The organism is Novosphingobium album (ex Liu et al. 2023), from assembly GCF_029076845.1.
GTDB lineage: Bacteria > Pseudomonadota > Alphaproteobacteria > Sphingomonadales > Sphingomonadaceae > Novosphingobium.
Genome location: NZ_JARESE010000031.1, coordinates 1 through 23,209 on the forward strand (window position 1 = coordinate 1; position 23,209 = coordinate 23,209).

Sequence of the window (23,209 nt, forward strand, 5' to 3'; positions counted from 1 at the left end):
GACAACCGATCCTACCGGCCATCATAGTCGCCGCTCAACCGGCCATCGTAGTTGTCGCCGCGCACTGAAAGAAGCTCTCGCCGGTATCGGCCGGGAAGACATAGTCCGTGCCATCAACGCGTTCGAGGTTTCGCAGGAGCGCGATTGCGGCGATTGGCAGGGGGCGTGTTGATTGTCCGGTCTTGGTATCATCGAGCGTGATCAGCCCGCTGTCGAAATCGACCTCGGCCCATTTGAGTTCAACAATTTCCTGCCGCCTGCAGCCGGTAAGCGCCCATAGGCGCGCGATATTGAGCGCCTTGGGATTGGCGCCCTCCTTTTCGAGGGCGTCGCAGGCAGCGCCGAACCGGCGCAATTCGTCTAAACTCAGGAATCGAGTCCGGGCGTTGTCGGTTTTCTTGACCACCGCCTTTTCACACGGATTGCTCTCGATAAGGCTGAAGCGCTTGGCGAAGCTCAGCACAGCGGAGAAGTCCCGGAACACCTTGCGGGCAGCACCGCTTCCCCCCTTTACGATGATGCGGGTCCGTGGGCCGGTTTTCTCATTCTTCACGGTTTTGCCGTTCTCGACATCCCGGAAGAAGCGCTCGATCTCGGCCGCGCCGATTTCTGTCACCCGCTTTCTGCCAAGCAAGGGGACAACATGGTGCCGCAGGCGCGCCATCGTATATTTCTTCGTCAGCGGCTTCATAGGCTCGCCCTGCCGTTTGCCGCGCTGGATGTAGCAGCCCTCACTCTCATAAAGGTCGATCAACTCGGCGACAGTTCGCTCCTGGCGTTTTCCGTTGCGATCAAGGGCCGGATCCTGACCATTCGCTGCGGCGCCAATGATTTCCTTTGCGCGCCGCCGGGCCTGTTCGACGGTTAGTGCGCCAACGCGGCCGATCGAATAGAAGCGCTGCGGCGCCCGCCGGCCGCCACCTTCCGCCAGATACTTGGCGACGAAGGTCTTCACACCTCCCACGCCGATCCGAACGCCGAAGCCTTTCAGTTCGCTGTCCCACAGGGAATAGCGCTGCTCACGAGGCTCGGCAGCATCAATGACGGTCTTGGTGAGTTTGACCTCGGAAGCCTTCATCGCCTGCCTCTATCGGGTCGCCTCGGGCTACAACCGGGCTACAACATCCAACGACAAAAACGTCGTTTCCTTGTGGTTGTATAGCGTAGAGGAATGGAATAAACAATCTATAAATCAGTTGGTTAGTAGTAGAATGGCGTAGTTTGGAAAACTGCGGAAAACGATAAATGCAACTTTGCCAAGGTTGGGGTCGAGGGTTCGAATCCCTTCGCCCGCTCCAGATTTTTGCCGGAAAATCAATAGATTGCGGAGATTTCTTCGATTGTCGAAGGCGGGTTTCCGCGGCGGCGTCCGCCCATCGTTTCCATCTTCAACTGACCGTTCGCCTCGATCCTTTGGCAGTCGGCGATGGCTATGCCGGGTCCGCATCAGCCGTTCGATCCCTGCCCGTGCCAGGGCTTGATCTCGGCATCCTCTCCGCGCACAATCGCCCATCACCATGTCCGCGACTTCCGACATTTCAGCAAGCACGGCCGGCCGGATCGCGATCGCCCGCGACTTTCTGCTCAACATCGGCCGGGGCGGCATCGATCCTCGTCACTATGCCGATGATCTGACGGCGTGGTCGCCGCTGATGGGAATGATCGGGCGCGAGGATTACTTGCCCAAGTTGCGGACCGTCGGCGAAGTGTGGACGCGCCCGCTGGCCGTCACCATCGACACGGTGACCGCGCAGGATGACAGGGTGGTCATCCAGGCGCGATCCCAGGGCCTGCTCTATGACGGCAGGGAATATGCCAACACCTACCTGTTCCTCGTCGAGTTCGATGCGCAGGACCGCATCCGCCACGTCCGGGAATATTTCGATCCCGATCCGGTGCGCGATATTCTGCAACCCGCGGTCGCGCGCTGGCGGAGCGAAAGGCTCGGCAATCCGGGTCTGAGCTAGATTCTCGGCCTTAGGCGCTTGGAATCGCGAGCAATCTGTGGACAGCCCGGCGGAACGATTCGAGCAGCCGGCGAGGGTCGACATCCGGGTCGGCGGTGATGCGGATGGTCATGCCGTGCGCCAGCATGGTCAGGGCCTCCAGCCGATCCTCGATTTCGTCCTCGGGGATCGGCCCGGCGAGCGGGACGAGGCTTTGCCGCATCATGTCGCGGAAGCGCCGGTCGATCCGGCGCACGACGCTGGAGACTTTCGGGTTCCGCCCGGCCTCCGACATGATTTCCAGCGTCAGCGGCGCCCGTTCGGGATCGATCCACCAGGCGAACTGCGAAATCCAGGCATCGACCAGCGAGGCGCGGTTGCGGCGCTTGTCATGTTCGACCAGGGTCAGCAGGTGTTCGAAGCCGGCGAAGCGGCGTTCGCAAAGGGCGATGATGACCGCCTCCTTGCTTTCGAAATAGCTGTATATGTGCCCCACGCTCATGCCGGCGGTCTCGGCGATCCGGGCCATGCTCGCACCGTGAAAGCCTTCGGCGCGGAAGCAGGCTTCCGCCGCTTCGAGCACCTGTTCGCAGCGCAGCTCGGTCCGTTCCTTGCGACGGGCCAGAGCCTTGGCGTGGCGAACCATGGTTTCGGGTAATCCTATGGATGAAGGAATGGGAACGTCAGCGCCATATCCCAATCCGCGATGCAACCAAAGACCAAGTGCTGCCGGCATCATATCGCAGAAAAAATGAATGGTCATTCACTCTTTTCGTGGTACCGTTCGCTTCCAGGTTCGGGGGCCGGTGTATCGCGGATCCCCGCCGGAGTACGCCCACGCGAAATGCGTGGGCCCAGGAGGAGGATGCACAGGATGTTTCACGGACACGCAAAGGTGTTGCTGGTCGCCACGGCCGCATGGAGCCTGGCCGCACCAGCGGCGATCGCGGCCCCGGCCGGGCCGGAGGCGGCCCAGGCGGACGATGCGCAGGCGGCCGCCCCCGGCGATATCATCGTGACCGCGCGCAAGCGCGACGAGCGGCTGATGGATGTCCCGGTCGCGATTTCCGCGCTCTCGGGCGAGAAGCTGAGCCGCTATGCCACCAACTCCCTGATCTCGATCGGCGAGCAGGTGCCGCAACTCGTCATCGGGGAATCGACCAATCAGGCCGGCGGCTCGATCAACCTGCGCGGGATCGGCGCCGGTCTGGCCAATCCTTCGACCGAGCAGGCGGTCACGCTGAACCTTGACGGTATCCCGATCAGCTATGGCAACGCGGTCCGCCTCGGCCAGTTCGATCTGCAGCGGGTGGAGGTGCTCAAGGGGCCGCAATCGCTGTTCTACGGAAAGAACAGCCCGGGTGGCATCATCTCGCTGATCTCGGCCGATCCCGGCGCCTCGTTCGAGGCGCGGCTGCGCACCGGCTACGAATTCGCCGCCGACCAGCGGTTCGCCGAGGGGATGGTTTCGGGCCCGTTGACCGAGAATGTCGGCGCGCGCCTGGTGGCCTATTATTCCAAGGAAGATGGCTGGTTCCGCAACCTGGGCGTGCCGCTGGCGGGCCGGACCCCCGGCGCCAGTTCCAAGAGCAACAACGCGGAAGACTTCTTCATTCGCGGCACCCTGACCTTCCGCACGACCGACGACAGGTTCCGGGTGAAGATCAAGGTCAACCACGGGCAGCGTGACCGTGACGGATATGGGCCTGGCGGCGTCGGCCAGCCGGTGTTCTGCCCGGGCGGCGCATCGCAGGTCGCGCCCATCACCACCGACTGCAAGCTTGACCGCAACTATACCGAAGTGGCGCTGCCGGCTTCCGTCGCCGCGCTTCACCCCGATCTGGCAGGCCCCTCGCATACCCGATCGCGCCAGTTCCTGGTTTCGGGCACCGCCGACTATGATCTGAACGATACGCTGACGCTGACTTCGGTCTCGGGCTTCTACCGCCTTCAGGAACACGGGCTGGGGTCGTTCACTTCGGTCAACGATCCCCGGACCGGCGCTTCGCTGGACCTCAAGATCAAGGGCTTGAGCGAGGAACTGCGGCTCACCTCGGATTTCGACGGGCCGCTCAACTTCATGCTCGGCGGCTTCTACCAGGATGGCGATCTGACGGTCGGGCAGGCGTTCTTCACCTATATCGCCGCGCCGGCCCTGGTCGCCGCCACTTTCTACGATCAGCATACCGAGGCCTATTCGCTGTTCGGGCAGGCCCGCTATGAACTCAGCGATCAGCTGGAACTGGCCGTGGGCGCGCGCCAGTCATGGGAGCAAAAGAGCCTGAAGGGCACGGTCGCCAACACGCCGACGAATGCCAGCCCGTTCGAGATCCTCAATCCGCGGCGCAAGTATCACGACTTTTCGCCGGAAGTGACCCTGACTTACAAGCCCACCACGGATCTCACCGTCTATGCGGCCTATCGCGAAGGCTTCACCTCGGGCGGGTTCAACACCACGCCGGGCGCGCTCAGGACCGGGGCGGCCGGCGCCTTCCCGACACTGGCCGCGCGCGATCTCTCGTTCGACCAGATGACGGCGAAGGGCGGTGAACTGGGCATCAAGGGCAACCTGGCCGATCGCCAGATCCAGTTCGACCTCGTTGCCTATCGCTATGACTACAAGGGTCTCCAGCTTTCGCGCTGGGACGAGGTCGCCTTCACGCAGCGGGTCCAGAATGCCGGTTCGGCGCGGATTCAGGGCGTCGAGTTCAGCACCACCGTGCGTCCCGATGCCTTGCAGGGCCTCGAACTGCGCGGCGCGGTCTCCTACAATGACGCCAAGTACCGGGATTTCATCGGCGGCTGCTATGCGGGCCAAGCGGTGGCCGCGGGGTGCAACCTGCTGCCCAGAAACCCGGCCAGCCCGGCTACCGCCGGCACCGCCGCCAACCCGTTCAACGGACAGGACCAGAGCGGCCAGCGGCTCGCGCGCGCGCCCGAGTGGGCGCTGACCGCCGGCTTCACCTATGAGCATGAAGTGAGCGCCGATCTGGGCGGCTCGGTCACGCTGGATACCTCCTACACCAGCTCCTACGCGACCCAGACCGAGGCGCACCCGCTGGCTCGCCAGCCGGGCTACTGGCAGCTCAATGGCAGCGTCTCGGTCTTCGGCGGCCGGGACAAGCCGTGGGAGCTGGCGCTGATCGGCCGCAACCTGACCAACAAGCTCTACACCGCGACGGGCGGGACGCTGGCCTTCACCGGCACGGGCAGCGGCACCGGCACGACCACCCCGGCCGATATCCTGGGCATTTCCGGCCCGCCGCGCTCAGTACTCCTGCAGCTCACGCTCCGCAGTTCCCTGCTCGGCAACCGCTGAACGTCCCCGCGAGGCGCGCCATGAACGAGGTAAGCGAAACAGAGGGCGCGATCGTCACCGCCGACGAGGTGGATAGCGAAGTCCGGGTGAGGTATGGGACCGAGCCGTTCCTCTCCCCGGAACATCTCGAAGCGGAAAAGCGGTTGCTCTCGCCCAGGGTGTGGATGGAGGGCAGGCGCGCGCCCACGAGGTTGGACAAGTGATCAGCAGGAGCGCATCGTGAAACTAGGCCTCATCTATCCCCAGACCGAGCTGCAAGGCGATCCAGAGGCCGTCGGGCGGATCGCCCTGGCCGCCGAAGGCATGGGCTTCGATTACCTGCTCGCGTATGACCATGTGCTGGGGGCAAGCCATGATCGCGAGCCCAGGCTCACCGGCCCCTATACGGAGCACCAGCCGTTCCACGATCCGCTGGTCATGTTCGCCTATGCCGCGGCGATCACGCAGCGGATCGAATTCGCGACGGGCATTCTGATCCTGCCGCAGCGGCAGACCGCGCTGGTCGCCCGCCAGGCGGCGGACGTCGATCTCCTGTCGCAAGGCCGGTTGACGCTGGGGGTCGGAACCGGGTGGAACTATGTCGAGTACGATGCGCTGGGCCAGGATTTCGCGACGCGCGGCCAGCGCCTGGAAGAGCAGGTCACGTTGTTGCGGCGGCTTTGGAGCGAACCGCTGCTCTCGTTCGAGGGCAGGTTCGACCAGGTCGATCGCGTGGCGCTGAACCCACGTCCGCGCCGGCGCATCCCGATCCTGCTGGGTGGCTTCGTCGATGTCGCCCTGCGCCGCGCGGCCCGCATTGGCGATGGCTTCATCTTCGCCGATGGCGCCGCCGATGCCTTTGCCCAGACCGCGCGGCTGCGCGAGCTGCTGGACCAGGCGGGACGTTCGGGGGAGCCCTTCGAGCTGCGGTGCAATATGCTGCGCGCGCGCACGCCCGGCGACATTGCGGACACCGCGCGGCGCTGGGCGGATATCGGCGGCAGCCATGTCGCGGTTTCGACGATGGGACTGGGCCATGCCTCGGTCGAGCAGCACATCGACTATGCGGCCGAAGCTCTCGCCGCCCTCAAGGCGAGGCGCTAGCGGGCGTGACTACGTGTCGTGAAGGGCAGCGCCGAGCGGGCGCTAACTTAGGGGAAACGCGACAAGCTTTGTCGCGGACCTGACACAGCCTGTTTCCCCCGGCCGGGGATTTGCGCCGTTCCCGCCACTGGCATGGTTCCTGCTTTGCTGCCGCTGCGAACAGCCAGCAGGAGCCTTGCCGTCATGGCCTACAAGATCATCGCTTCGCAGTGCACCGGATGCAGCGCGTGCGAATTCGAATGCCCCAATGCGGCGATCTCGATGAAGGGCGACACCTTCATCATCGATCCCGCCAAGTGCACCGAGTGCGAAGGGCAGTACGATCACCCGCAGTGCGATACGGTCTGCCCGGTTCCCAAGACCTGCGTGCCGGCCTGAGCGGTTCCGCGCCGCCGGACCGGCCATGACCGACGACGACCTTGCCGCCGCGCTCGACTGGAAGGGACGCCCGATCCGCTGTCGCGAATGCGGCCACCAGGCGATCAACGCGATGGGGCTTTGCGCCAAGGGCAAGGCGTGCATCCGCGATCGCCGCGCGCGCCGGGTCGAGCGCTTTCTTTCGGTCAACCGCGAACTGGCCGACCAGTACCTCGATCATCCCTATTTCGAAGTGCGGGCGGGGGCGGCGCGCTATGCCAGCGTGTTCCGCCTCGCCCCGCTGCTGGACGACCCGGAAGGCGAAGTGCGCGCCATGGCGACCTTGCGGCTGCCGACAGACAGGATTCGCCACATGATCCACGATGAGGAAACCGACGTGCGCATCGCCGCCGCCTCCCGCCTGACCGGGCGTGACCTGCTGCCCGCGATCGAGGACCAGGCCTATATGGTGCGGCTGACGGCGGTGCGGCGGATGCCGGCGGAACTGCTGCCGCTGGTGCGCCACGATCCCGATCCCGAGGTGCGCGCCTGGGTGGCGCGCCGGATCGACCTGCGCGCCTTGCCCGACATGTGCTTCGATCCCGATCCGCTGGTGCGCCGCCTCGTCGCCGAGCGGCTGCCGCTCGACCAGTTGCGCCTGCTTATCGCCGACAGCGATTTCCGCGTCCGCTTCACCGTGGCCGAGCGCATCGCCGAGGAGGAACTGGTCGCGCTGCTCGACGATCCCGAAGCCGCGATCCGCGATCTGGCGCGAGAGCGCATCGCGCAAGTGCCCCAGCTTGCCCACCATCTCGAACCCGCGCCCGCGATCCTGCGGCTGCTGGAATCCGATCCGTCCGATCCGAAGGAACCCCAATGAAAGTCATGATCCGCCGCGCCGAGGGAATCCTGTCGGCCTACGTGCCCAAGAAGGATCTGGAGGAGCCGATCGTCGAAACCGAGCACGAGGCGCTGTGGGGCGGCTGGGCGCGGCTGGCCAACGGCTGGATTCTCGAATTGCCGGAGATGGCGGCCGACACCCGGCTGCCGATCACGGTCGAGGCGCGCAAGCGCGCCACCGCCGAAGAGGAATGATCGCGATGGACCAGGTTCTCGAACAGCCGCACGTCCTGCTCGCCGGGCTGGCCGAGGCGCTGTCCGCCGGCGAGGTGGTGCCCTATCTCGGCCCCGGCATCTCCGCGCTGGCCGAACTGCGCGCGCCGATGACGCCCGAGGCGCTGGCCGATTTCTTCGCCGGCAAGACGGCGCTGCCCAGGCGCGCGCGCGGCAATTGCTGGGCGGCCGCGCAATATATCGAGAACTATCGCTTCCGCGACACGGTGACGCTGTGGATGAAGGAGGCCTATGCCGCGCCGGTGGCGCCATCGGCCTTCCATCGCTGGCTGGCCGGGCTGCCGCTGCCGCTGGTGGTCGATGCCTGGTACACGGGCGAGATGCGCCGGGCGCTGGCCGGACGGGGCGACTGGGCCGAAGTGCAGGGCATCACGCGCGCCGGGATCGGCGAGGATCGCTGGTTCCGCTTCTACGACGCGCAAGGCCGTCCCGCCGATGCCGCGACGGCGGCGAAGGCCGCGACCTTGCTTTACAGCCCGCACGGCAGCGTCGATCCCGATGCCAATTTCCTGATCTCGGATGCAGACTATGTCGAGGTTCTGACCGAAATCGACATCCAGACGCCGATCCCCGAGGACGTGCGCAACCGCCGCACCGGCAAGACCTTCCTGTTCCTTGGTTGCCGGTTCCACGACCAGTTGCTGCGCACTTACGCGCGGCAGGTGATGAAGCGTTCGGCCGCGCGCCATTACGCGGTGGTCGAGTTCGCCAAGCTGACCCGCAACGAGCGCCGTTTCCTTGACGAGCAGGGCATCGTGCCGATCGACCTGCCGCTGGCCGAGGCGCTGGCGACGCTGATCGCGCCGGGCCGGGACTGACCGCGCTGCCATTGCGATGGCGGTGTAACCTTGCGCGCCGCCCCGGATTTTTCGGGGCGGCGTCGCTTTTTGTCCGCCAGAGTTCGGCATCGCGCCATGTCGCGGTCGCGACAATGCGACAAACCGCGTGGGGCCCAATCGCAACAATCCTGTTGCGGTGCAGAACGAAAGCCGCGGAAATACGCCATTCGCGGGGATTGGCACGCCGCTTGCTGAGCATGAGGCATCGTCAAAGTTCCGGTGGGCGGGCCGCCCTCCTTCCGCGACACCGGGCACACTCGGGGAGTTTTCATGACCGATCTCTCGTTTCAGGATGACCAGCCCGGCGAACCGGCCGATCCCGTCGTCGATATCTCCGACGTCATGCAGAAGCTGGCCGAGCACAAGGGCTGCGGCACCGAAGGCGGCAGCGGCAAGGCGAGCTGCGGCAGCTCCGCCGGCCCCGCCGACATGCCCGCCGAGATCTGGGAAAAGGTGAAGAACCACCCCTGCTATTCGGAAGAGGCGCATCACCACTATGCGCGGATGCACGTCGCCGTGGCGCCCGCCTGCAACATCCAGTGCAACTACTGCAACCGCAAGTACGACTGCGCCAACGAGAGCCGCCCCGGCGTCGTGTCCGAGCGGCTGACGCCCGAGCAGGCCTCGAAGAAAGTGCTCGCGGTTGCCTCCACCATTCCGCAGATGACCGTGCTCGGCATCGCCGGCCCCGGCGATCCGCTGGCCAATCCGGCCAAGACCTTCGAGACTTTCCGCCTGATCTCGGAAGTCGCGCCCGACATCAAACTGTGCCTTTCGACCAACGGCCTGGCGCTGCCCGACTGGGTGGACGAGATCGCCAAGTACAAGGTCGATCACGTCACCATCACCATCAACATGGTCGATCCCGAGGTGGGCCAGCACATCTATCCGTGGATCTTCTGGGAGAACAAGCGCCTGACCGGCTACGAGGCGGCCAAGATCCTCACCGAGCGCCAGATGCTCGGCCTCGAGATGCTGACCGAGCGCGGCATCCTCGCCAAGATCAACTCGGTGATGATCCCCGGCGTGAACGACAAGCACCTGATCGAAGTGAACAGGGCGGTGAAATCGCGCGGGGCGTTCCTGCACAACATCATGCCGCTGATCTCGGCGCCCGAGCACGGCACCGTCTTCGGCCTGAACGGCCAGCGCGGCCCGACCGCGCAGGAACTGAAGGCCCTGCAGGACGAGTGCGAGGGCGACATGAACATGATGCGCCACTGCCGCCAGTGCCGCGCCGACGCGGTCGGCCTGCTGGGCGAGGATCGCTCGGCCGAATTCACCACCGAAAAGATCATGGCGATGGACGTCGGATACGACGCCGAAGGCCGCAAGGCCTACCAGCAGGCGGTCGAGGCCGAGCGCCAGGCCAAAGTCGCGGCCAAGGCCGGGGAGCTTGACGGGCTTGAAGCCGCCGGCGACATCGGCCTGCTCGTCGCCGTCGCCACCAAGGGCCACGGCGTCATCAACGAGCACTTCGGCCATGCCAAGGAGTTCCAGATCTACGAACTGAACGCCAGGGGCGCCAAGTTCGTCGGCCACCGCCGCGTCGATCTCTATTGCCAGGGCGGCTATGGCGAGGAAGACAGCCTCGACACGATCATCAAGGCGATCAACGATTGCCACGCGGTGTTCGTCGCGAAGATCGGCGGCTGCCCCAAGGCGGACCTGAGCGCCGCCGGGATCGAGCCGGTCGATGGCTATGCGCACGAATATATCGAGAAGTCCGCGCTGGCCTGGTTCAAGGACTACCTTGCCAGAGTCGCCTCGGGCGAGATCGTCCATGCCGAACGTGGCGATGCCGCGATCCGGCAGGGCGCGCTGCTGCAGGCGGGGTGACGGGCGATGCCCTACCGCATTGTCGCTTCGCAATGCACCAATTGCACCGCCTGCGAGGCGCTCTGTCCCAACCAGGCGATCTCGGAGGCGGGCAACACATTCGTCATCGATCCGGCGAAGTGCACCGAATGCCTCGGCCATTTCGACGATCCGCAATGCGTGGCGATCTGCCCGGTGGACAACACTTGCGTGATCGACACCCGGCTGCCGAGGTCCATACCGTGACGGCCCGCCCGCCCGCCGAGCGCCTGGTGTTCGAAGGCTTTGACGGGGCGTCCGACGCCGTCGAGCGCAGCATCCTGTCCAGTCCGCTGCTGGGCGGCGGGCTGCCCGCCGAGGCCCGGGCGCATCTCGACCGCGCGGCGGAGCGCTATCACCTGACCGACGTCGCCGAGACGCACCTGTTCGCCGCCGAAAGGATCGCGCCCGACCACGCGGCGGTGCTGATCGCGCTCTATCGCTTCTATTTCTACAAAGGTCGGCTGGCCGAGGCGCTCGACGTCGCGCGGGCCTGTGTCGAAAAGGCGATGCGGCTCAACGTGCTGGGCGAGCACTGGCGCCGCGTCGCGCCGGATGACGCGCCGTTCGGCGAATGGGAGGCGCTGCTGCCGCGCTTCTTCCTCTTCAGCCTCAAGGGCTACGCCTACCTCTCGCTGCGGCTGGGCAAGCTCGCCGAAGGGCGCGAGGCGGCGGAGAAGCTGCTGGAGCTGGACCCGCGCGACCGCATCGGCGCCAAAGTGCTGATCGAGGTGCTCGACCGGATGGAGCAGGCCGATGACTAACATCGTGCGCGACAGCGAGGTCGTCGAACTGAACGGGCCGCCCGCCTTCCGCTACGGCGAGCGGGTCCGCGCAAGGCGGCTGGTGCGCAACGACGGCACTTACGCGGGCAAGGAAATCGGCGACCTGCTGGTGAGGAAGGGCGAGGAAGGCATCGTCGTCTCGATCGGCACGTTCCTTCAGCAGTTCTACATCTACGGCGTCGAATTCTTCGAGAGCGGCAATCGCGTCGGCATGAAGCGGCGCGAGCTTGATCCGGTCTGGGCCGGCATCGAGGACGACGACGAACTGCCCAGCGGCCGGCCGGCGCCAAGTTCGCGCATGGCAGAGGCGGCGCGATGATGGACTTGCGCGAACCGCTGTTTCGCTGGGGCGAGAAAGTCCGCGCCGTGGCCGATCTGGTCAATGACGGCAGCCATCCCGGCTGGCCGCCCGAGGCGCTGCTCGCGGCGGCGGGCACCCATGGCGAGATCGTCAATGTCGGCCATCACGGTGACAGCAACACTCCGGTCTACCTCGTCGAGTTCGATGGCCAGATGGTCGTCGGCTGCTTCGAGGAAGAGCTGGCGCGAGCCTGAGGGGGCGGCGATGTCGATCGCATCCCCGCTGCGCCGCCCTTCCGTCGCCGCCATGCCGGTGCGCCATCCCAACGAGCTGGACCGGATGCGCGTCGCCCGCTCGATCGAGCAGCGCTCGCGCTATCGCTATGTCGCGCCCCGCGTGCTGCCGGTCGACAACGGTTATCTGGTGCGCAGCCCTTGCTGTTCGCGCAATGTCGATCCCCATGGCGGCGAGATCGACGTCGCGCTGCTCTCGTGGAACGAGCGCGATCGCGAATGGGCGCTGCTGCGGCGCGATCATGCTGCGCAATGCTGGATCGAGGATGGCCGCTTTGCCCGGCTGGGCGAGCTGCTGCTGCGGATCAACACCGATCCGATGAAGCTGTTCTGGCAATGAGCGGAGTGGCCGCCATGGGGCTTTCCGAGAGGGATATCGGGCGGATCGATGCGCTGCTCGCCGCCTTGGGCAAGGAGATCGGCGGGCCGGCGGCGGCCTGCGCGCTCGGCCGGCTGGTGCCGCACTTGCCGAACCGGCAGTGCGACGCCGCCGACGTGCTCGAAACCCCGTTTCGCGAGGCTGGCGGCTTCGATCTCCACCTGCTCGATACCTCGGGCCATTGCATCCGCGTGACCGGCGAGCCGGCTGAAGCGACCGCGCTGCTGATCGCGACGAAGGCCGCGTCGTGAACGCCGAAGTCGTCTCGATCGCCACGGGCGAGCCGTTGCAGATCCCGCTGTGCGATCCCGATCTTTCGCAGGCCGATCTCGACGCGGTCGAGGCGGTGCTGCGCGGCGACCGGCTGGGAGAGGGGCCGGTCGCCGAACGGCTCGAACGCGCGTTCGCCACCTATACCGGGCGGGCGGTCGCGGTCGCGGTGTCGAGCGCCGCCATTGGCCTGCTGATCGCGCTTACCGCGCGCGGCATCGGCCCGGGCGACGAGGTGATCCTGTCCGCCCACGGCTTTCGCGAGCTGGGCCATGCGGTTCTGCGAACCGGCGCGCGGCCGGTCTTCGCCGATATCGATTACTGGTCCGGCACGCTTGCGCCCGGCAAGGCGGCGGAGAAGATCACTTCCGCGACGCGCGCGATCATCGCGGGCAACACCGCCGGCCATCCCGCCGACTGGCCGGCGCTGCGCGCGCTTGCCGACGCGCATGGCCTGTTCCTGGTCGAGGATTCCAGCGAGGCGATCGGTTCGCGCCATAAGGCGGGGCCGGTCGGGGGCTTCGGCGATGTCGCGGTGTTCGATTTCGCCCAGCCCGGCGTGATCTGCTGCGGCGAGGGCGGGATGCTCGTCACCGACGACGCGGCGCTGGCCATGGCGCTGCGCCGCCTCGCCGCGCGCGGGCTGGCCGGGCGCGCCTCGGTCTCGGCGACGACGCAGGCCCCGTTCGGCGCGGCGATGGGCGAACTGGTCGCGGCGCTGGCGCTGTCGCAGCTTTCGCGGATCGACGTGCTGCTGGAACGGCGGCGCGGCGTGCAGGCGATGTACGACGGCTTCATGCAGAGCTTCGAGGGGATCAAGCCGCCTTACATCAGCCCCGATGTCGAGGATGTGCACTGGTTCCTCTACGTCGTGCACCTGGGCACGCGCTTCACCCGCTCGGCGCGCGACGCGATCCTGGAGGATCTCGCCACCGAGGCGATCGAGGCCCATGCCTATTCGAGCCCGCTGCACTTGCAGCGCGCCTATCGCGACCTCGGCTGGAAGAAGGGCGACCTCTTCGTCACCGAGAAAGTTTCCGACCGCGCCATCGCGCTGCCGTTCCACGCCCACCTCACGCCCGAGCAGGTCGCCTTCATGGTGGCCCGGCTGAAGGATGCGTCGATCAACAGCGGCGCCGGCGCGGCCATCTACTGAAAGGAAAAGACCCCCGATGACGACGCTGACCATCCAGCCCAACGGCACCACGCTCGATGTGGGCGAGGGCACCACGATCCTTGCCGCGCTGCTTTCGGGCGGCGCGCCGGTCGCGCACAAGTGCGACGGCAATGCCAGTTGCGGCCAATGCCACATCTTCGTGATCGAGGGGCGCAAGGGCGTGTCGCGGACCACGCGCGCGGAGAACGAGATCCTCGATACGCTGGTCGGCGTCGGCGCGAAGTCGCGCCTGGCCTGCCAGGCGACGATCCTGGGGACCGAGGACGTCACTGTCGAAGTCCTGAGCTTCGTCTGAGGAGAGCCGCCGTGCCGATGGATTCCGCCGAGATCGAAGGCCGCATCCGGGCCGCCTTTCCCGATGCGCAAGTGATCATGGTCGATCTGGCGGGCGATGGCGATCACTGGGCCGCGCGCGTCACCTCGGCCGCGTTTGCCGGCAAGAGCCGCATCCAGCAGCACAAGCTGGTCTATGCCGCGATCGGCGCGGACATGGGCGGCGCACTGCACGCGCTGGCGCTGCAGACTTTCGTTCCCGCAACCCCATCCCCAGCAGGAGAATAGCGATGGCCACCTCCGATCGTATCCGCAAGCTCGTTACCGACAACGAGATCGTCGTGTTCATGAAAGGCGATCCGGCGGCGCCCAAGTGCGGCTTTTCCGCCGGCGTGGTCAAAGTGCTCGACGCGCTCGAACGCCCGTACATCGGCATCGACGTGCTGGATGATCCATTCCTGCGCGAAGGCATCAAGGAATATTCCGACTGGCCGACACTGCCCCAGGTCTATGTGCGCGGCGAATTCATCGGCGGCTGCGACATCGTGCGCGACATGTATGCGAGCGGCGAGCTGCAGGCGCTGCTTGCCGGCGCAAACGCCTGACCATGGCGAGCATCGCACGCCTTCCGGCCGAGCGGGTGCGTTCGCTGCGCTCCTGCGAGCGCAACATGCTCGACGGGATCGTCACCGCCATCGTCCACGGCCCGATCAACGCCGAAGTGGGCCTGCTGGTGAACGATCGCATCGTCATCGACGCGCTCGTCACCAACGCCAATGTCATCGCGCTCGATATCCGGCCCGGCGGCCGGGCCGTGGCGCTGATCAAGGCGAGCTTCGTCACGCTGGTGGAGGACGTGCCGGGGCTGCGGCTTTCGGCGCGCAACCTGATCGGCGGCACTGTGATCGCACTGTCCGAAGGGCCGGTGGAAACCGAGGCGGTGCTCGATATCGGCGGCGGGCGCGAGCTTGCCGCGATCGTCACCAGCCACAGCGCGCGCGAAATGATGCTTGCGCCGGGCCGGTCGATCCTGGCCTGCTTCAAGGCCTCGCACATCATCCTCGCGGCCGAGGACTGAGGCGAGGCCCTGCGGCCAGGGCGCTATTTGCCGATCAGCACGTCGCTGGCCTTGACGAACACGGTGACGGCGTCACCCACGGCAAGGCCAAGCTCGGCGATCGCTTCCTCGGTGATGTTGCTGGTGATCGTGGCGCCGCCGATATCGACTTTGACCGAACCGTTGACCGCGCCCGGCGTGATTGCCGTCACGGTGCCCGCAATCTGGTTTCTCGCACTGATCTTCATGGGTTCGGCTTTCCTGACTGGCCGCTCGCGGCGGCATGGGATGGAACCTTTCCGGCGAAACTCTCCCCGCGGAACTGTCGCTGCCTATAATCCGCCAAGCTGCACCAGCGGCGCGGCGCCGGCCCGGCCCAGGATGGTGTCGATCTTCTGCCGTACCGGCTCGATGCGCAAGGGCTTCATCAGCGCGCCGTGGGCGCCGGCGCGCAGCGCGGCCAGACCCAGCTCCTCGTCCTCCTTGCCCGCCACGATCAGGATGCGCGCGGCCGGATAGCGCCCGGCGATCTCGCCGATCACCGTCACGCCCCTTGCCGCCACGATCGACAGGCCCAGGATGAACACGTCGGGCAGCAGCCAGTCGCGCCCTTTCTCATAGGCTTCCTCAAGGCTGCCCAGTTCATGGGTCTCGATCTCGTCATGCAGCATGAACTGCAGGGCGGCGCGCGTGATCTCATCCTCGTCGACGACGAAGATGCGGCGCTGGTCCACGGCCTTGGATGTTTCGACTCCGATCTGCATGGGCAATCTCCGCTCGGGTTGGTTGCGCCCTTGTCCAAGCAAGTCGCGTTCCAATCGCGCCGCGCCGGGAAAGGCCGGGTCCGGCGCGATGCCGCGCGATCGCGCTCCATGTGTCCTTTGCGACAAGCGGGACCGCTTTGTTCGCTTTGTCACACGGTCCGACATAGCCGGGACCGCCCGCGTTTCACCCGGATTTTCGCCGCTTTGCTGCGCTTGCGAGCATTTGGCACGGGCGTTGCAACAGGGGTGGCGCAGCGGCGCTCGCCCGCTGACCCGCCGCAGAAGTGAGACGCGACGGGGAGAGACCGGGCCGGCAAGCCGCTCCGGGAAACAGACCGCGCAAAACAGCTTAGGAGCATGCAATGTCACTTCGTCAAATCGCCTTCTACGGCAAGGGAGGCATCGGCAAGTCCACGACTTCGCAAAACACGCTCGCCGCTCTCGCCGATCTTGGCCAGCGCATCCTCATCGTCGGGTGCGATCCCAAGGCCGACTCCACCCGCCTGATGCTGCACGCCAAGGCGCAGGACACGATCCTCTCGCTCGCCGCCGAAGCCGGCTCGGTCGAGGACCTCGAGCTCGAGGACGTGATGAAGATCGGCTACAAGGACATCCGCTGCGTCGAATCCGGTGGCCCGGAGCCGGGCGTCGGCTGCGCCGGTCGCGGCGTCATCACCTCGATCAACTTCCTCGAGGAAAACGGCGCCTACGAGGACATCGACTACGTCTCCTACGACGTGCTCGGCGACGTGGTCTGCGGCGGCTTCGCCATGCCGATCCGCGAGAACAAGGCCCAGGAAATCTACATCGTCATGTCGGGCGAGATGATGGCGATGTATGCCGCCAACAACATCTCGAAGGGCATCCTGAAGTATGCCAACTCGGGCGGCGTGCGCCTGGGCGGGCTGGTCTGCAACGAGCGCCAGACCGACAAGGAACTGGAACTGGCCGAATCGCTGGCCAAGAAGCTCGGCACCGAGCTGATCCACTTCGTCCCGCGTGACAACATCGTCCAGCACGCCGAGCTGCGCCGCATGACGGTGATCGAATATGCGCCGGATTCCAAGCAGGCCGACGAATATCGCCAGCTCGCGCAGAAGATCCACAACAATGCCGGCAACGGCGTGATCCCGACCCCGATCACCATGGATGAGCTTGAGGACCTGCTCATGGAGCACGGCATCATGAAGACCATCGACGAATCGCAGGTGGGCCTCACCGCCGCGGATCTCGCCGTCGGCTGAGCATCCGCACGGTTCCGGGCCTGCCGCTTTCCTCGTCCCGCGCGGCAGGTCCGGGGCCACCGGGTCAACCAGGAGTGCATACCATGAGTGTCTCGACCACCACCGACATCGCGGAAGTCAAGGAACGCAACCAGGCGTTGATCCAGGAAGTCCTTGAAGTCTATCCCGCCAAGACCGCCAAGCGGCGCGCCAAGCACCTCAACGTCCACGAGGACGGCAAGAGCGATTGCGGCGTGAAGTCCAACATCAAGTCCATTCCGGGCGTCATGACCATCCGCGGTTGCGCCTATGCCGGCTCGAAGGGCGTGGTCTGGGGCCCGATCAAGGACATGATCCACATCAGCCACGGCCCTGTGGGCTGCGGCCAGTATTCCTGGGCGGCGCGGCGCAATTATTACATCGGCACGACCGGCATCGACACCTTCGTGACGATGCAGTTCACTTCCGACTTCCAGGAGAAGGACATCGTCTTCGGCGGCGACAAGAAGCTGGCCAAGATCATCGACGAGATCGAGCTGCTGTTCCCGCTCAACAAGGGCATCACCGTCCAGTCGGAATGCCCGATCGGCCTGATCGGCGACGATATCGAGGCGGTCAGCAAGAACAAGAGCAAGGAGCACGGCGGCAAGACCATCGTCCCGGTGCGCTGCGAGGGCTTTCGCGGCGTGTCGCAGTCGCTTGGCCACCACATCGCCAACGACGCGGTGCGCGACTGGGTGTTCGACAAGGCCGGCGACAAGGCGCCGACCTTCGAACCCTCGCCCTATGACGTGGCCATCATCGGCGACTACAACATCGGCGGCGATGCCTGGTCCAGCCGCATCCTGCTGGAGGAAATGGGCCTGCGCGTGATTGCCCAGTGGTCTGGCGACGGCTCGATCGCCGAGCTGGAAGCGACGCCCAAGGCCAAGCTCAACGTGCTGCACTGCTACCGCTCGATGAACTACATCAGCCGGCACATGGAAGAGAAGTACGGCATTCCCTGGGTGGAATACAACTTCTTCGGACCCAGCAAGATCGAGGAATCGCTGCGCAAGATCGCCAGCTACTTCGATGAGAGCATCCAGCAGGGCGCCGAGCGCGTGATCGCCAAGTACAAGGCCCTGACCGACGCGGTCATCGCCAAGTATCGCCCGCGCCTCCAGGGCAAGACGGTCATGCTCTATGTCGGCGGCCTGCGTCCGCGCCACGTCATCGGCGCTTATGAAGACCTTGGCATGGAAGTGGTCGGCACCGGCTACGAATTCGGCCACAACGACGACTACCAGCGCACCGCCCAGCACTATGTGAAGGACGGCACGCTGATCTACGACGACGTGACCGGCTACGAATTCGAGAAGTTCGTCGAGAAGATCCAGCCCGACCTCGTCGGCTCGGGCATCAAGGAAAAGTACGTCTTCCAGAAGATGGGCGTGCCGTTCCGCCAGATGCACAGCTGGGACTATTCGGGGCCCTATCACGGCTACGACGGCTTCGCGATCTTCGCGCGCGACATGGACATGGCGATCAACTCGCCCGTCTGGAAGATGGCGCCGACGCCCTGGAAGAAGGGCGAAGACGACTTCCTGGCGATCGCCGCCGAATAAGGCGCCAAACCCCCTCTAGCTTACAGGAGGCCCAGATGCCCCAGGACGCAAATCAGGTTAAGGACCATCTCGAGCTGTTCCGCGGCGCGGAATACACCGACATGCTCGCCCGGAAGAAAGCCGAATTCGAAAACCCGCATCCCGCCGAAGAGGTGGAGCGGGTGCGCGAATGGGCCAAGACCGAGGAATACAAGGATCTGAACTTCAGCCGCGAGGCGCTGACGATCAACCCAGCCAAGGCCTGCCAGCCGCTCGGCGCGGTGTTCGCGGCGGTCGGCTTCGAGCATACGCTGCCTTTCGTGCACGGCTCGCAGGGCTGCGTCGCCTATTACCGCTCGCATTTCTCGCGCCACTTCAAGGAGCCGACCTCGTGCGTCTCCTCGTCGATGACCGAGGACGCGGCGGTGTTCGGCGGGCTCAACAACATGATCGACGGGCTCGCCAACGCCTATTCGATGTACAAGCCCAGGATGATCGCGGTTTCGACCACCTGCATGGCCGAAGTGATCGGCGATGACCTCAACGCCTTCATCAAGACAGCGAAGGAAAAGGAATCGCTTCCCGCCGAATTCGACGTTCCCTTCGCCCACACCCCGGCTTTCGTCGGCAGCCACATCACCGGCTACGACAATGCGATGAAGGGCATCCTCGAGCACTTCTGGGACGGCAAGGCCAAGACCGCCGAGCCGTTGAAGCGCGTGGCCAACGGCAAGATCAATTTCCTCGGCGGGTTCGACGGCTACACGGTCGGCAACTTGCGCGAAGTGAAGCGCATCTTCGATACCATGAAGGTGGAATACACGATCCTGGGCGATCAGTCGGACGTCTGGGACACGCCCACTGACGGTGAGTTCCGCATGTATGACGGCGGCACCACGCTGGAGGACGCGGCGAACGCGATCCACGCCAGGGCGACCATCTCGATGCAGGAATTTTGCACCGAAAAGACGCTGCCCTTCATTGCCCACCACGGGCAGGAGACGGTCGCGTTCAACCATCCGATCGGCATCGAGGCGACCGACAGCTTCGTGATGGAAGTGGCCCGCCTTGCCGGGGTGGAGATCCCCGACGAACTGGCCCGGGAACGCGGCCGGCTGGTCGACGCGATCGCCGATTCCAACGCCCATATCCACGGCAAGAAGTTCGCCATCTACGGCGATCCCGACCTGGCATACGGCCTTGCCAAGTTCGTCATGGAACTGGGCGGCGAGCCGGTGGCGGTGCTTTCCACCAACGGCGGCAAGGCCTGGGCGGCGAAGATGCAGGCGCTGTTCGACAGCTCGCCATTCGGCGCGAACTGCAAGGCCTATCCGGGCAAGGACCTGTGGCACATGCGTTCGCTGCTGTTCACCGAGAAGCCGGACTTCCTGATTGGCAACACCTACGGCAAGTACCTGGAGCGCGACACCGGCGTGCCGCTGATCCGCATCGGCTTCCCGATCTTCGACCGGCACCATAAGCATCGCTATCCGGTCTGGGGCTATCAGGGCGCGCTCAACGTCCTCGTGACGATCCTCGACCGGATCTTCGAGCACATGGACGCGACCACCAACGTGCCGAGCAAGACCGACTACAGCTACGACATCATCCGCTGATGTCGTGAGTTCACAGCCGGGTTCCGCGCAACACGAACGATGAGATGGCTACGCCCATGACCCTGAACCAGACCATCCAGGACGTGTTCAACGAACCCGGCTGCGGCAAGAACCAGGCCAAGTCGGAAAAAGAGAGGAAGAAGGGCTGCACCAAGCAGCTCCAGCCGGGCGGGGCGGCGGGCGGGTGCGCCTTCGATGGCGCCAAGATCGCACTCCAGCCGATCACCGACGTCGCCCATCTCGTCCACGGCCCGATCGCCTGCGAAGGCAATTCGTGGGATAACCGGGGCGCGAAGTCTTCCGGTTCGACGCTCTATCGCACCGGCTTCACCACCGACATGACCGAGAACGACATCGTGTTCGGCGGTGAGAAGCACTTGTTCAAGGCGATCCGCGAGATCGTCGAGAAATACGCGCCGCCCGCGGTGTTCGTCTACCAGACCTGCGTGCCCGCCATGATCGGCGACGATATCGACGCGGTGTGCAAGGCGGCCGCGGCCAAGTTCGGCACGCCCTGCATCCCGATCCAGTCTCCGGGCTTCGTCGGTCCCAAGAACCTCGGCAACAAGCTCGCGGGCGAGGCGATGCTCAAGCATGTGATCGGCACGCAGGAGCCCGAATACACCACGCCTTACGACATCAACATCATCGGCGAATACAACCTTGCCGGCGAGCTGTGGCAAGTGAAGCCGCTGCTGGACGAGCTGGGCATTCGCATCCTCTCCTGCATCTCGGGCGACGCGCGCTATAAGGAAGTCGCCTGGTCGCACCGCGCGCGGGCGGCGATGATGGTGTGCTCCAAGGCGATGATCAACGTCGCCCGCAAGATGGAGGAACGCTACGAAATCCCGTTCTTCGAAGGCTCGTTCTACGGCATCGGCGACATGTCGGACAGCTTGCGCGAGATCGCCCGCCTGCTGATCGAGCGCGGCGCCGATCCCGAGTTGATGGACCGCACCGAAGCGGTGATCGCGCGTGAGGAAGCGCGCGCCTGGGCCGCGATCGAGCCTTACCGCCGGCGGCTTGCCGGCAAGAAGGTGCTGCTCGTCACCGGCGGGGTGAAATCGTGGTCCGTGGTCGCCGCGCTGCAGGAAGCGGGGATGGAGATCGTCGGCACCTCGATCAAGAAGTCCACCAAGGAGGACAAGGAGAAGATCAAGAAGCTGATGGGCGATGATGCCCACATGTTCGATGATCTCACGCCGCGTGAGATGTATCGCAAGCTCAAGACCGCCGAGGCCGACATCATGCTTTCGGGCGGCCGTTCGCAGTTCATCGCGCTCAAGGCGACGATGCCGTGGATGGACATCAATCAGGAGCGCCATGCGGCCTTCGCCGGCTATCACGGCATGGTCGAGATGGTGAAGGAGATCGACCGGACCCTTGTCAATCCGGTCTGGCAGGAAGTCCGACGTCCGGCCCCATGGGCGGCCGCCGGCGCCGCGTCATGGCAGGATCGGGCACTCGCGGAGACACTTGCGCAGACGGGGCCAGGCTCCGCATCGGGCCGGGAGGCCGCCTAGCCATGGCGCAGGTCGTCAAATCGGCAAAGGCCTGCACGGTCAATCCGCTCAAGATGAGCCAGCCGATCGGCGGCGCGCTGGCCTTCATGGGAATGCGCGGGACGATGCCGCTGCTGCACGGCTCGCAAGGCTGCACCAGCTTCGGCCTGGTGCTGTTCGTCCGCCACTTCCGCGAGGCGATCCCCTTGCAGACCACCGCCATGTCCGAAGTGGCGACGGTGCTCGGCGGGTTCGAGAATGTCGAGCAGGCGGTGCTCAACATCGTCAAGCGCACCAGTCCCGAACTGATCGGCATCTGTTCGACCGGCGTCACCGAAGTGAAGGGCGATGATCTCAAGGGCTTCGTGCGGATGATCCGCGACCGGCACCCCGAACTGGCGCACGTCGCCATCGTCCCGTGCGCCACCCCCGACTTCTCCGGCGCGTTCCAGGATGGCTGGGGCAAGGCGGTTCTGGCGATGATCGAGGAACTGGTGGCGCGGCCCGAACCTTCGGTGCGCAATGCGCGGCGCATCAACGTGCTGCCCGGCTGCCACCTGACTCCGGGCGACATCGACGAGCTGCGCGACCTGATCGAAGCGTTCGGGCTTGAACCCACGTTCCTGCCCGACCTGTCCGGCTCGCTCGACGGCCATATCCCCGAGGATTTCACCCCCACCACATTGGGCGGCACCGGCTGCGAGGAGGCGCGCGCCATGGCGCTGGCGGGCTGGACCCTGGCCATCGGCGAGCAGATGCGCGCCGCCGCCGAGGCGCTGGAGCGCAAGGCCGGCGTGCCGTTCCGCCTGTTCGAGCGCGTCACAGGGCTTGCCGCCTGCGACGAACTGGTCGGCTTCCTCAAGGAGATTTCGGGCAATCCGGTGCCGAAGAAGTACCGCCGCCAGCGCGGCCAGCTGATCGACGCCATGCTCGACGGGCACTTCCACATCGGCGGCCGCCGCCTCGCCATCGGTGCCGAGCCCGACCTGCTGTTCGCGCTGGCGACGACGCTCGCCGAAGTGGGCGGCGTGGTCCAGAGCGCGGTGACGACCACCCCTTCGCCGATCCTTGAACGCCTGCCGTGCGAGACGGTGACCATCGGCGATCTGGAGGATCTGGAACTGGGCGCGGCGGGCGCCGATATCCTCGTGACCCACAGCCATGGCCGGCAGGCGGCCGAACGGCTGCGTGTGCCGCATTTCCGCATCGGCATCCCGATGTTCGACACGCTGGGCGCCGCGCACCTCGTCACGGTTGGCTATCGCGGCACGCGCGACCTGATCTTCGCGGTCGGCAACATACTGATGCACCGCCACCACGAAGCGACGCCTGATGACTGGCGCGACGCCTGGCCCGCGCTTTCCCCCGTTCCCGAGGCCCAAGAGGAGAGTAGGGATGGTACGCCTTACCCCTTCGCAGAGGCTGGTTTCACCATCCCTCTCACCGAA

The 23,209-nt window shown here is 65.5% G+C and carries 29 protein-coding genes; 25 read left to right on the forward strand and 4 right to left on the reverse strand.

Annotation, left to right across the window (positions count from 1 at the left end; translation table 11 throughout):
• Window positions 1–34 precede the first annotated feature (34 nt).
• The gene (locus PYV00_RS10860; protein WP_275228294.1) at window positions 35–1,078 is read right to left on the reverse strand and encodes a tyrosine-type recombinase/integrase; all 1,044 of its coding nucleotides are present in this window, start codon (window positions 1,076–1,078) and stop codon (window positions 35–37) included.
• A 439-nt stretch (window positions 1,079–1,517) separates the two neighbouring features.
• Between PYV00_RS10860 and PYV00_RS10865 the strand changes: the two genes are divergently transcribed.
• Entirely contained in the window at window positions 1,518–1,967 is a 450-nt protein-coding gene (locus tag PYV00_RS10865; RefSeq protein ID WP_275228295.1) for a nuclear transport factor 2 family protein, read from the forward strand.
• 10 nt (window positions 1,968–1,977) lie between these two features.
• Here PYV00_RS10865 and PYV00_RS10870 read toward each other — a convergent pair whose 3' ends face one another.
• Window positions 1,978–2,592, reverse strand: coding sequence for a TetR/AcrR family transcriptional regulator (locus tag PYV00_RS10870; RefSeq protein ID WP_275228296.1), 615 nt, complete (start codon window positions 2,590–2,592; stop codon window positions 1,978–1,980).
• Window positions 2,593–2,820: 228 nt separating this feature from the next.
• On the opposite strand from PYV00_RS10870, the gene PYV00_RS10875 reads away from it, so the two are divergent.
• The 19 genes from PYV00_RS10875 (at window position 2,821) to PYV00_RS10965 (ending at window position 15,091) form a co-directional block, all read left to right on the forward strand.
• On the forward strand, window positions 2,821–5,265 hold the full coding sequence (locus PYV00_RS10875; RefSeq protein WP_275228297.1) for a TonB-dependent receptor: 2,445 nt from the start codon (window positions 2,821–2,823) through the stop codon (window positions 5,263–5,265).
• A 20-nt stretch (window positions 5,266–5,285) separates the two neighbouring features.
• Window positions 5,286–5,468 (forward strand): hypothetical protein, encoded by a 183-nt coding sequence (locus tag PYV00_RS10880; RefSeq protein WP_275228298.1) that lies wholly within the window; start codon window positions 5,286–5,288, stop codon window positions 5,466–5,468.
• Between the two features lie 16 nt (window positions 5,469–5,484).
• Complete coding sequence (locus PYV00_RS10885; RefSeq protein ID WP_275228299.1) at window positions 5,485–6,348, forward strand: LLM class F420-dependent oxidoreductase; 864 nt, start codon at window positions 5,485–5,487, stop codon at window positions 6,346–6,348.
• 183 nt (window positions 6,349–6,531) lie between these two features.
• Entirely contained in the window at window positions 6,532–6,726 is a 195-nt protein-coding gene (locus PYV00_RS10890) for a 4Fe-4S dicluster domain-containing protein (protein ID WP_260046382.1), read from the forward strand.
• Between the two features lie 25 nt (window positions 6,727–6,751).
• Window positions 6,752–7,585, forward strand: coding sequence for a 4Fe4S-binding leucine-rich repeat protein (locus PYV00_RS10895; protein WP_275228300.1), 834 nt, complete (start codon window positions 6,752–6,754; stop codon window positions 7,583–7,585).
• Window positions 7,582–7,800, forward strand: coding sequence for a putative nitrogen fixation protein NifT (nifT, locus tag PYV00_RS10900; protein WP_275228301.1), 219 nt, complete (start codon window positions 7,582–7,584; stop codon window positions 7,798–7,800). The genes PYV00_RS10895 and nifT overlap by 4 nt, the downstream gene beginning before the upstream one ends.
• A 5-nt stretch (window positions 7,801–7,805) precedes the next feature.
• Complete coding sequence (locus tag PYV00_RS10905) at window positions 7,806–8,657, forward strand: SIR2 family NAD-dependent protein deacylase (RefSeq protein ID WP_275228302.1); 852 nt, start codon at window positions 7,806–7,808, stop codon at window positions 8,655–8,657.
• A gap of 291 nt (window positions 8,658–8,948) precedes the next feature.
• The gene (nifB, locus tag PYV00_RS10910; RefSeq protein WP_275228303.1) at window positions 8,949–10,517 is read left to right on the forward strand and encodes a nitrogenase cofactor biosynthesis protein NifB; all 1,569 of its coding nucleotides are present in this window, start codon (window positions 8,949–8,951) and stop codon (window positions 10,515–10,517) included.
• A 6-nt stretch (window positions 10,518–10,523) separates the two neighbouring features.
• On the forward strand, window positions 10,524–10,742 hold the full coding sequence (locus tag PYV00_RS10915) for a 4Fe-4S binding protein (RefSeq protein ID WP_275228304.1): 219 nt from the start codon (window positions 10,524–10,526) through the stop codon (window positions 10,740–10,742).
• Window positions 10,739–11,299, forward strand: a complete 561-nt coding sequence (locus PYV00_RS10920; RefSeq protein ID WP_275228305.1) for a hypothetical protein — start codon at window positions 10,739–10,741, stop codon at window positions 11,297–11,299. The genes PYV00_RS10915 and PYV00_RS10920 overlap by 4 nt, the downstream gene beginning before the upstream one ends.
• Window positions 11,292–11,639, forward strand: a complete 348-nt coding sequence (locus PYV00_RS10925) for a nitrogen fixation protein NifZ (RefSeq protein ID WP_275228306.1) — start codon at window positions 11,292–11,294, stop codon at window positions 11,637–11,639. The genes PYV00_RS10920 and PYV00_RS10925 overlap by 8 nt, the downstream gene beginning before the upstream one ends.
• Window positions 11,639–11,875 carry a nitrogen fixation protein NifZ gene (locus PYV00_RS10930; RefSeq protein ID WP_275228307.1) on the forward strand — a complete coding sequence of 79 codons (237 nt, stop codon included), beginning with the start codon at window positions 11,639–11,641 and terminating at the stop codon, window positions 11,873–11,875. Before PYV00_RS10925 ends, PYV00_RS10930 begins: the two co-directional genes overlap by 1 nt.
• Window positions 11,876–11,885: 10 nt before the next feature.
• On the forward strand, window positions 11,886–12,254 hold the full coding sequence (locus PYV00_RS10935) for a hypothetical protein (RefSeq protein WP_275228308.1): 369 nt from the start codon (window positions 11,886–11,888) through the stop codon (window positions 12,252–12,254).
• Between the two features lie 14 nt (window positions 12,255–12,268).
• Window positions 12,269–12,544, forward strand: a complete 276-nt coding sequence (locus tag PYV00_RS10940) for a hypothetical protein (protein ID WP_275228309.1) — start codon at window positions 12,269–12,271, stop codon at window positions 12,542–12,544.
• The gene (locus PYV00_RS10945; RefSeq protein ID WP_275228310.1) at window positions 12,541–13,719 is read left to right on the forward strand and encodes a DegT/DnrJ/EryC1/StrS family aminotransferase; all 1,179 of its coding nucleotides are present in this window, start codon (window positions 12,541–12,543) and stop codon (window positions 13,717–13,719) included. Before PYV00_RS10940 ends, PYV00_RS10945 begins: the two co-directional genes overlap by 4 nt.
• A 16-nt stretch (window positions 13,720–13,735) precedes the next feature.
• Window positions 13,736–14,035 carry a 2Fe-2S iron-sulfur cluster-binding protein gene (locus PYV00_RS10950; RefSeq protein WP_275228311.1) on the forward strand — a complete coding sequence of 100 codons (300 nt, stop codon included), beginning with the start codon at window positions 13,736–13,738 and terminating at the stop codon, window positions 14,033–14,035.
• An 11-nt stretch (window positions 14,036–14,046) separates the two neighbouring features.
• A complete protein-coding gene (locus tag PYV00_RS10955) occupies window positions 14,047–14,301 on the forward strand; it encodes a BolA family protein (protein ID WP_275228312.1) in 255 nt (84 codons plus the stop codon).
• 2 nt (window positions 14,302–14,303) lie between these two features.
• The gene (gene grxD / locus PYV00_RS10960) at window positions 14,304–14,618 is read left to right on the forward strand and encodes a Grx4 family monothiol glutaredoxin (RefSeq protein WP_275228313.1); all 315 of its coding nucleotides are present in this window, start codon (window positions 14,304–14,306) and stop codon (window positions 14,616–14,618) included.
• Window positions 14,619–14,620: 2 nt separating this feature from the next.
• Window positions 14,621–15,091, forward strand: a complete 471-nt coding sequence (locus PYV00_RS10965) for a TOBE domain-containing protein (RefSeq protein ID WP_275228314.1) — start codon at window positions 14,621–14,623, stop codon at window positions 15,089–15,091.
• Window positions 15,092–15,114: 23 nt separating this feature from the next.
• Here PYV00_RS10965 and PYV00_RS10970 read toward each other — a convergent pair whose 3' ends face one another.
• Together PYV00_RS10970 and PYV00_RS10975 are read right to left on the reverse strand one after the other, a co-directional pair.
• Window positions 15,115–15,318 (reverse strand): TOBE domain-containing protein, encoded by a 204-nt coding sequence (locus PYV00_RS10970; RefSeq protein WP_275228315.1) that lies wholly within the window; start codon window positions 15,316–15,318, stop codon window positions 15,115–15,117.
• Window positions 15,319–15,402: 84 nt separating this feature from the next.
• Window positions 15,403–15,834, reverse strand: a complete 432-nt coding sequence (locus tag PYV00_RS10975; RefSeq protein WP_275228316.1) for a response regulator — start codon at window positions 15,832–15,834, stop codon at window positions 15,403–15,405.
• 362 nt (window positions 15,835–16,196) lie between these two features.
• Here PYV00_RS10975 and nifH point away from each other — a divergent pair, with 362 nt between their 5' ends.
• From nifH to nifN, 5 genes are all read left to right on the forward strand, one after another.
• Entirely contained in the window at window positions 16,197–17,078 is an 882-nt protein-coding gene (gene nifH, locus PYV00_RS10980) for a nitrogenase iron protein (RefSeq protein WP_275228317.1), read from the forward strand.
• A gap of 83 nt (window positions 17,079–17,161) precedes the next feature.
• On the forward strand, window positions 17,162–18,664 hold the full coding sequence (gene nifD / locus PYV00_RS10985) for a nitrogenase molybdenum-iron protein alpha chain (protein WP_275228318.1): 1,503 nt from the start codon (window positions 17,162–17,164) through the stop codon (window positions 18,662–18,664).
• A 35-nt stretch (window positions 18,665–18,699) separates the two neighbouring features.
• A complete protein-coding gene (nifK, locus tag PYV00_RS10990; RefSeq protein ID WP_275228319.1) occupies window positions 18,700–20,259 on the forward strand; it encodes a nitrogenase molybdenum-iron protein subunit beta in 1,560 nt (519 codons plus the stop codon).
• A 56-nt stretch (window positions 20,260–20,315) separates the two neighbouring features.
• Window positions 20,316–21,782 carry a nitrogenase iron-molybdenum cofactor biosynthesis protein NifE gene (nifE, locus tag PYV00_RS10995; protein ID WP_275228320.1) on the forward strand — a complete coding sequence of 489 codons (1,467 nt, stop codon included), beginning with the start codon at window positions 20,316–20,318 and terminating at the stop codon, window positions 21,780–21,782.
• Window positions 21,783–21,784: 2 nt separating this feature from the next.
• Window positions 21,785–23,209: nitrogenase iron-molybdenum cofactor biosynthesis protein NifN (gene nifN / locus PYV00_RS11000; protein ID WP_275228321.1), on the forward strand; the 1,425-nt coding region annotated here is incomplete at its 3' end.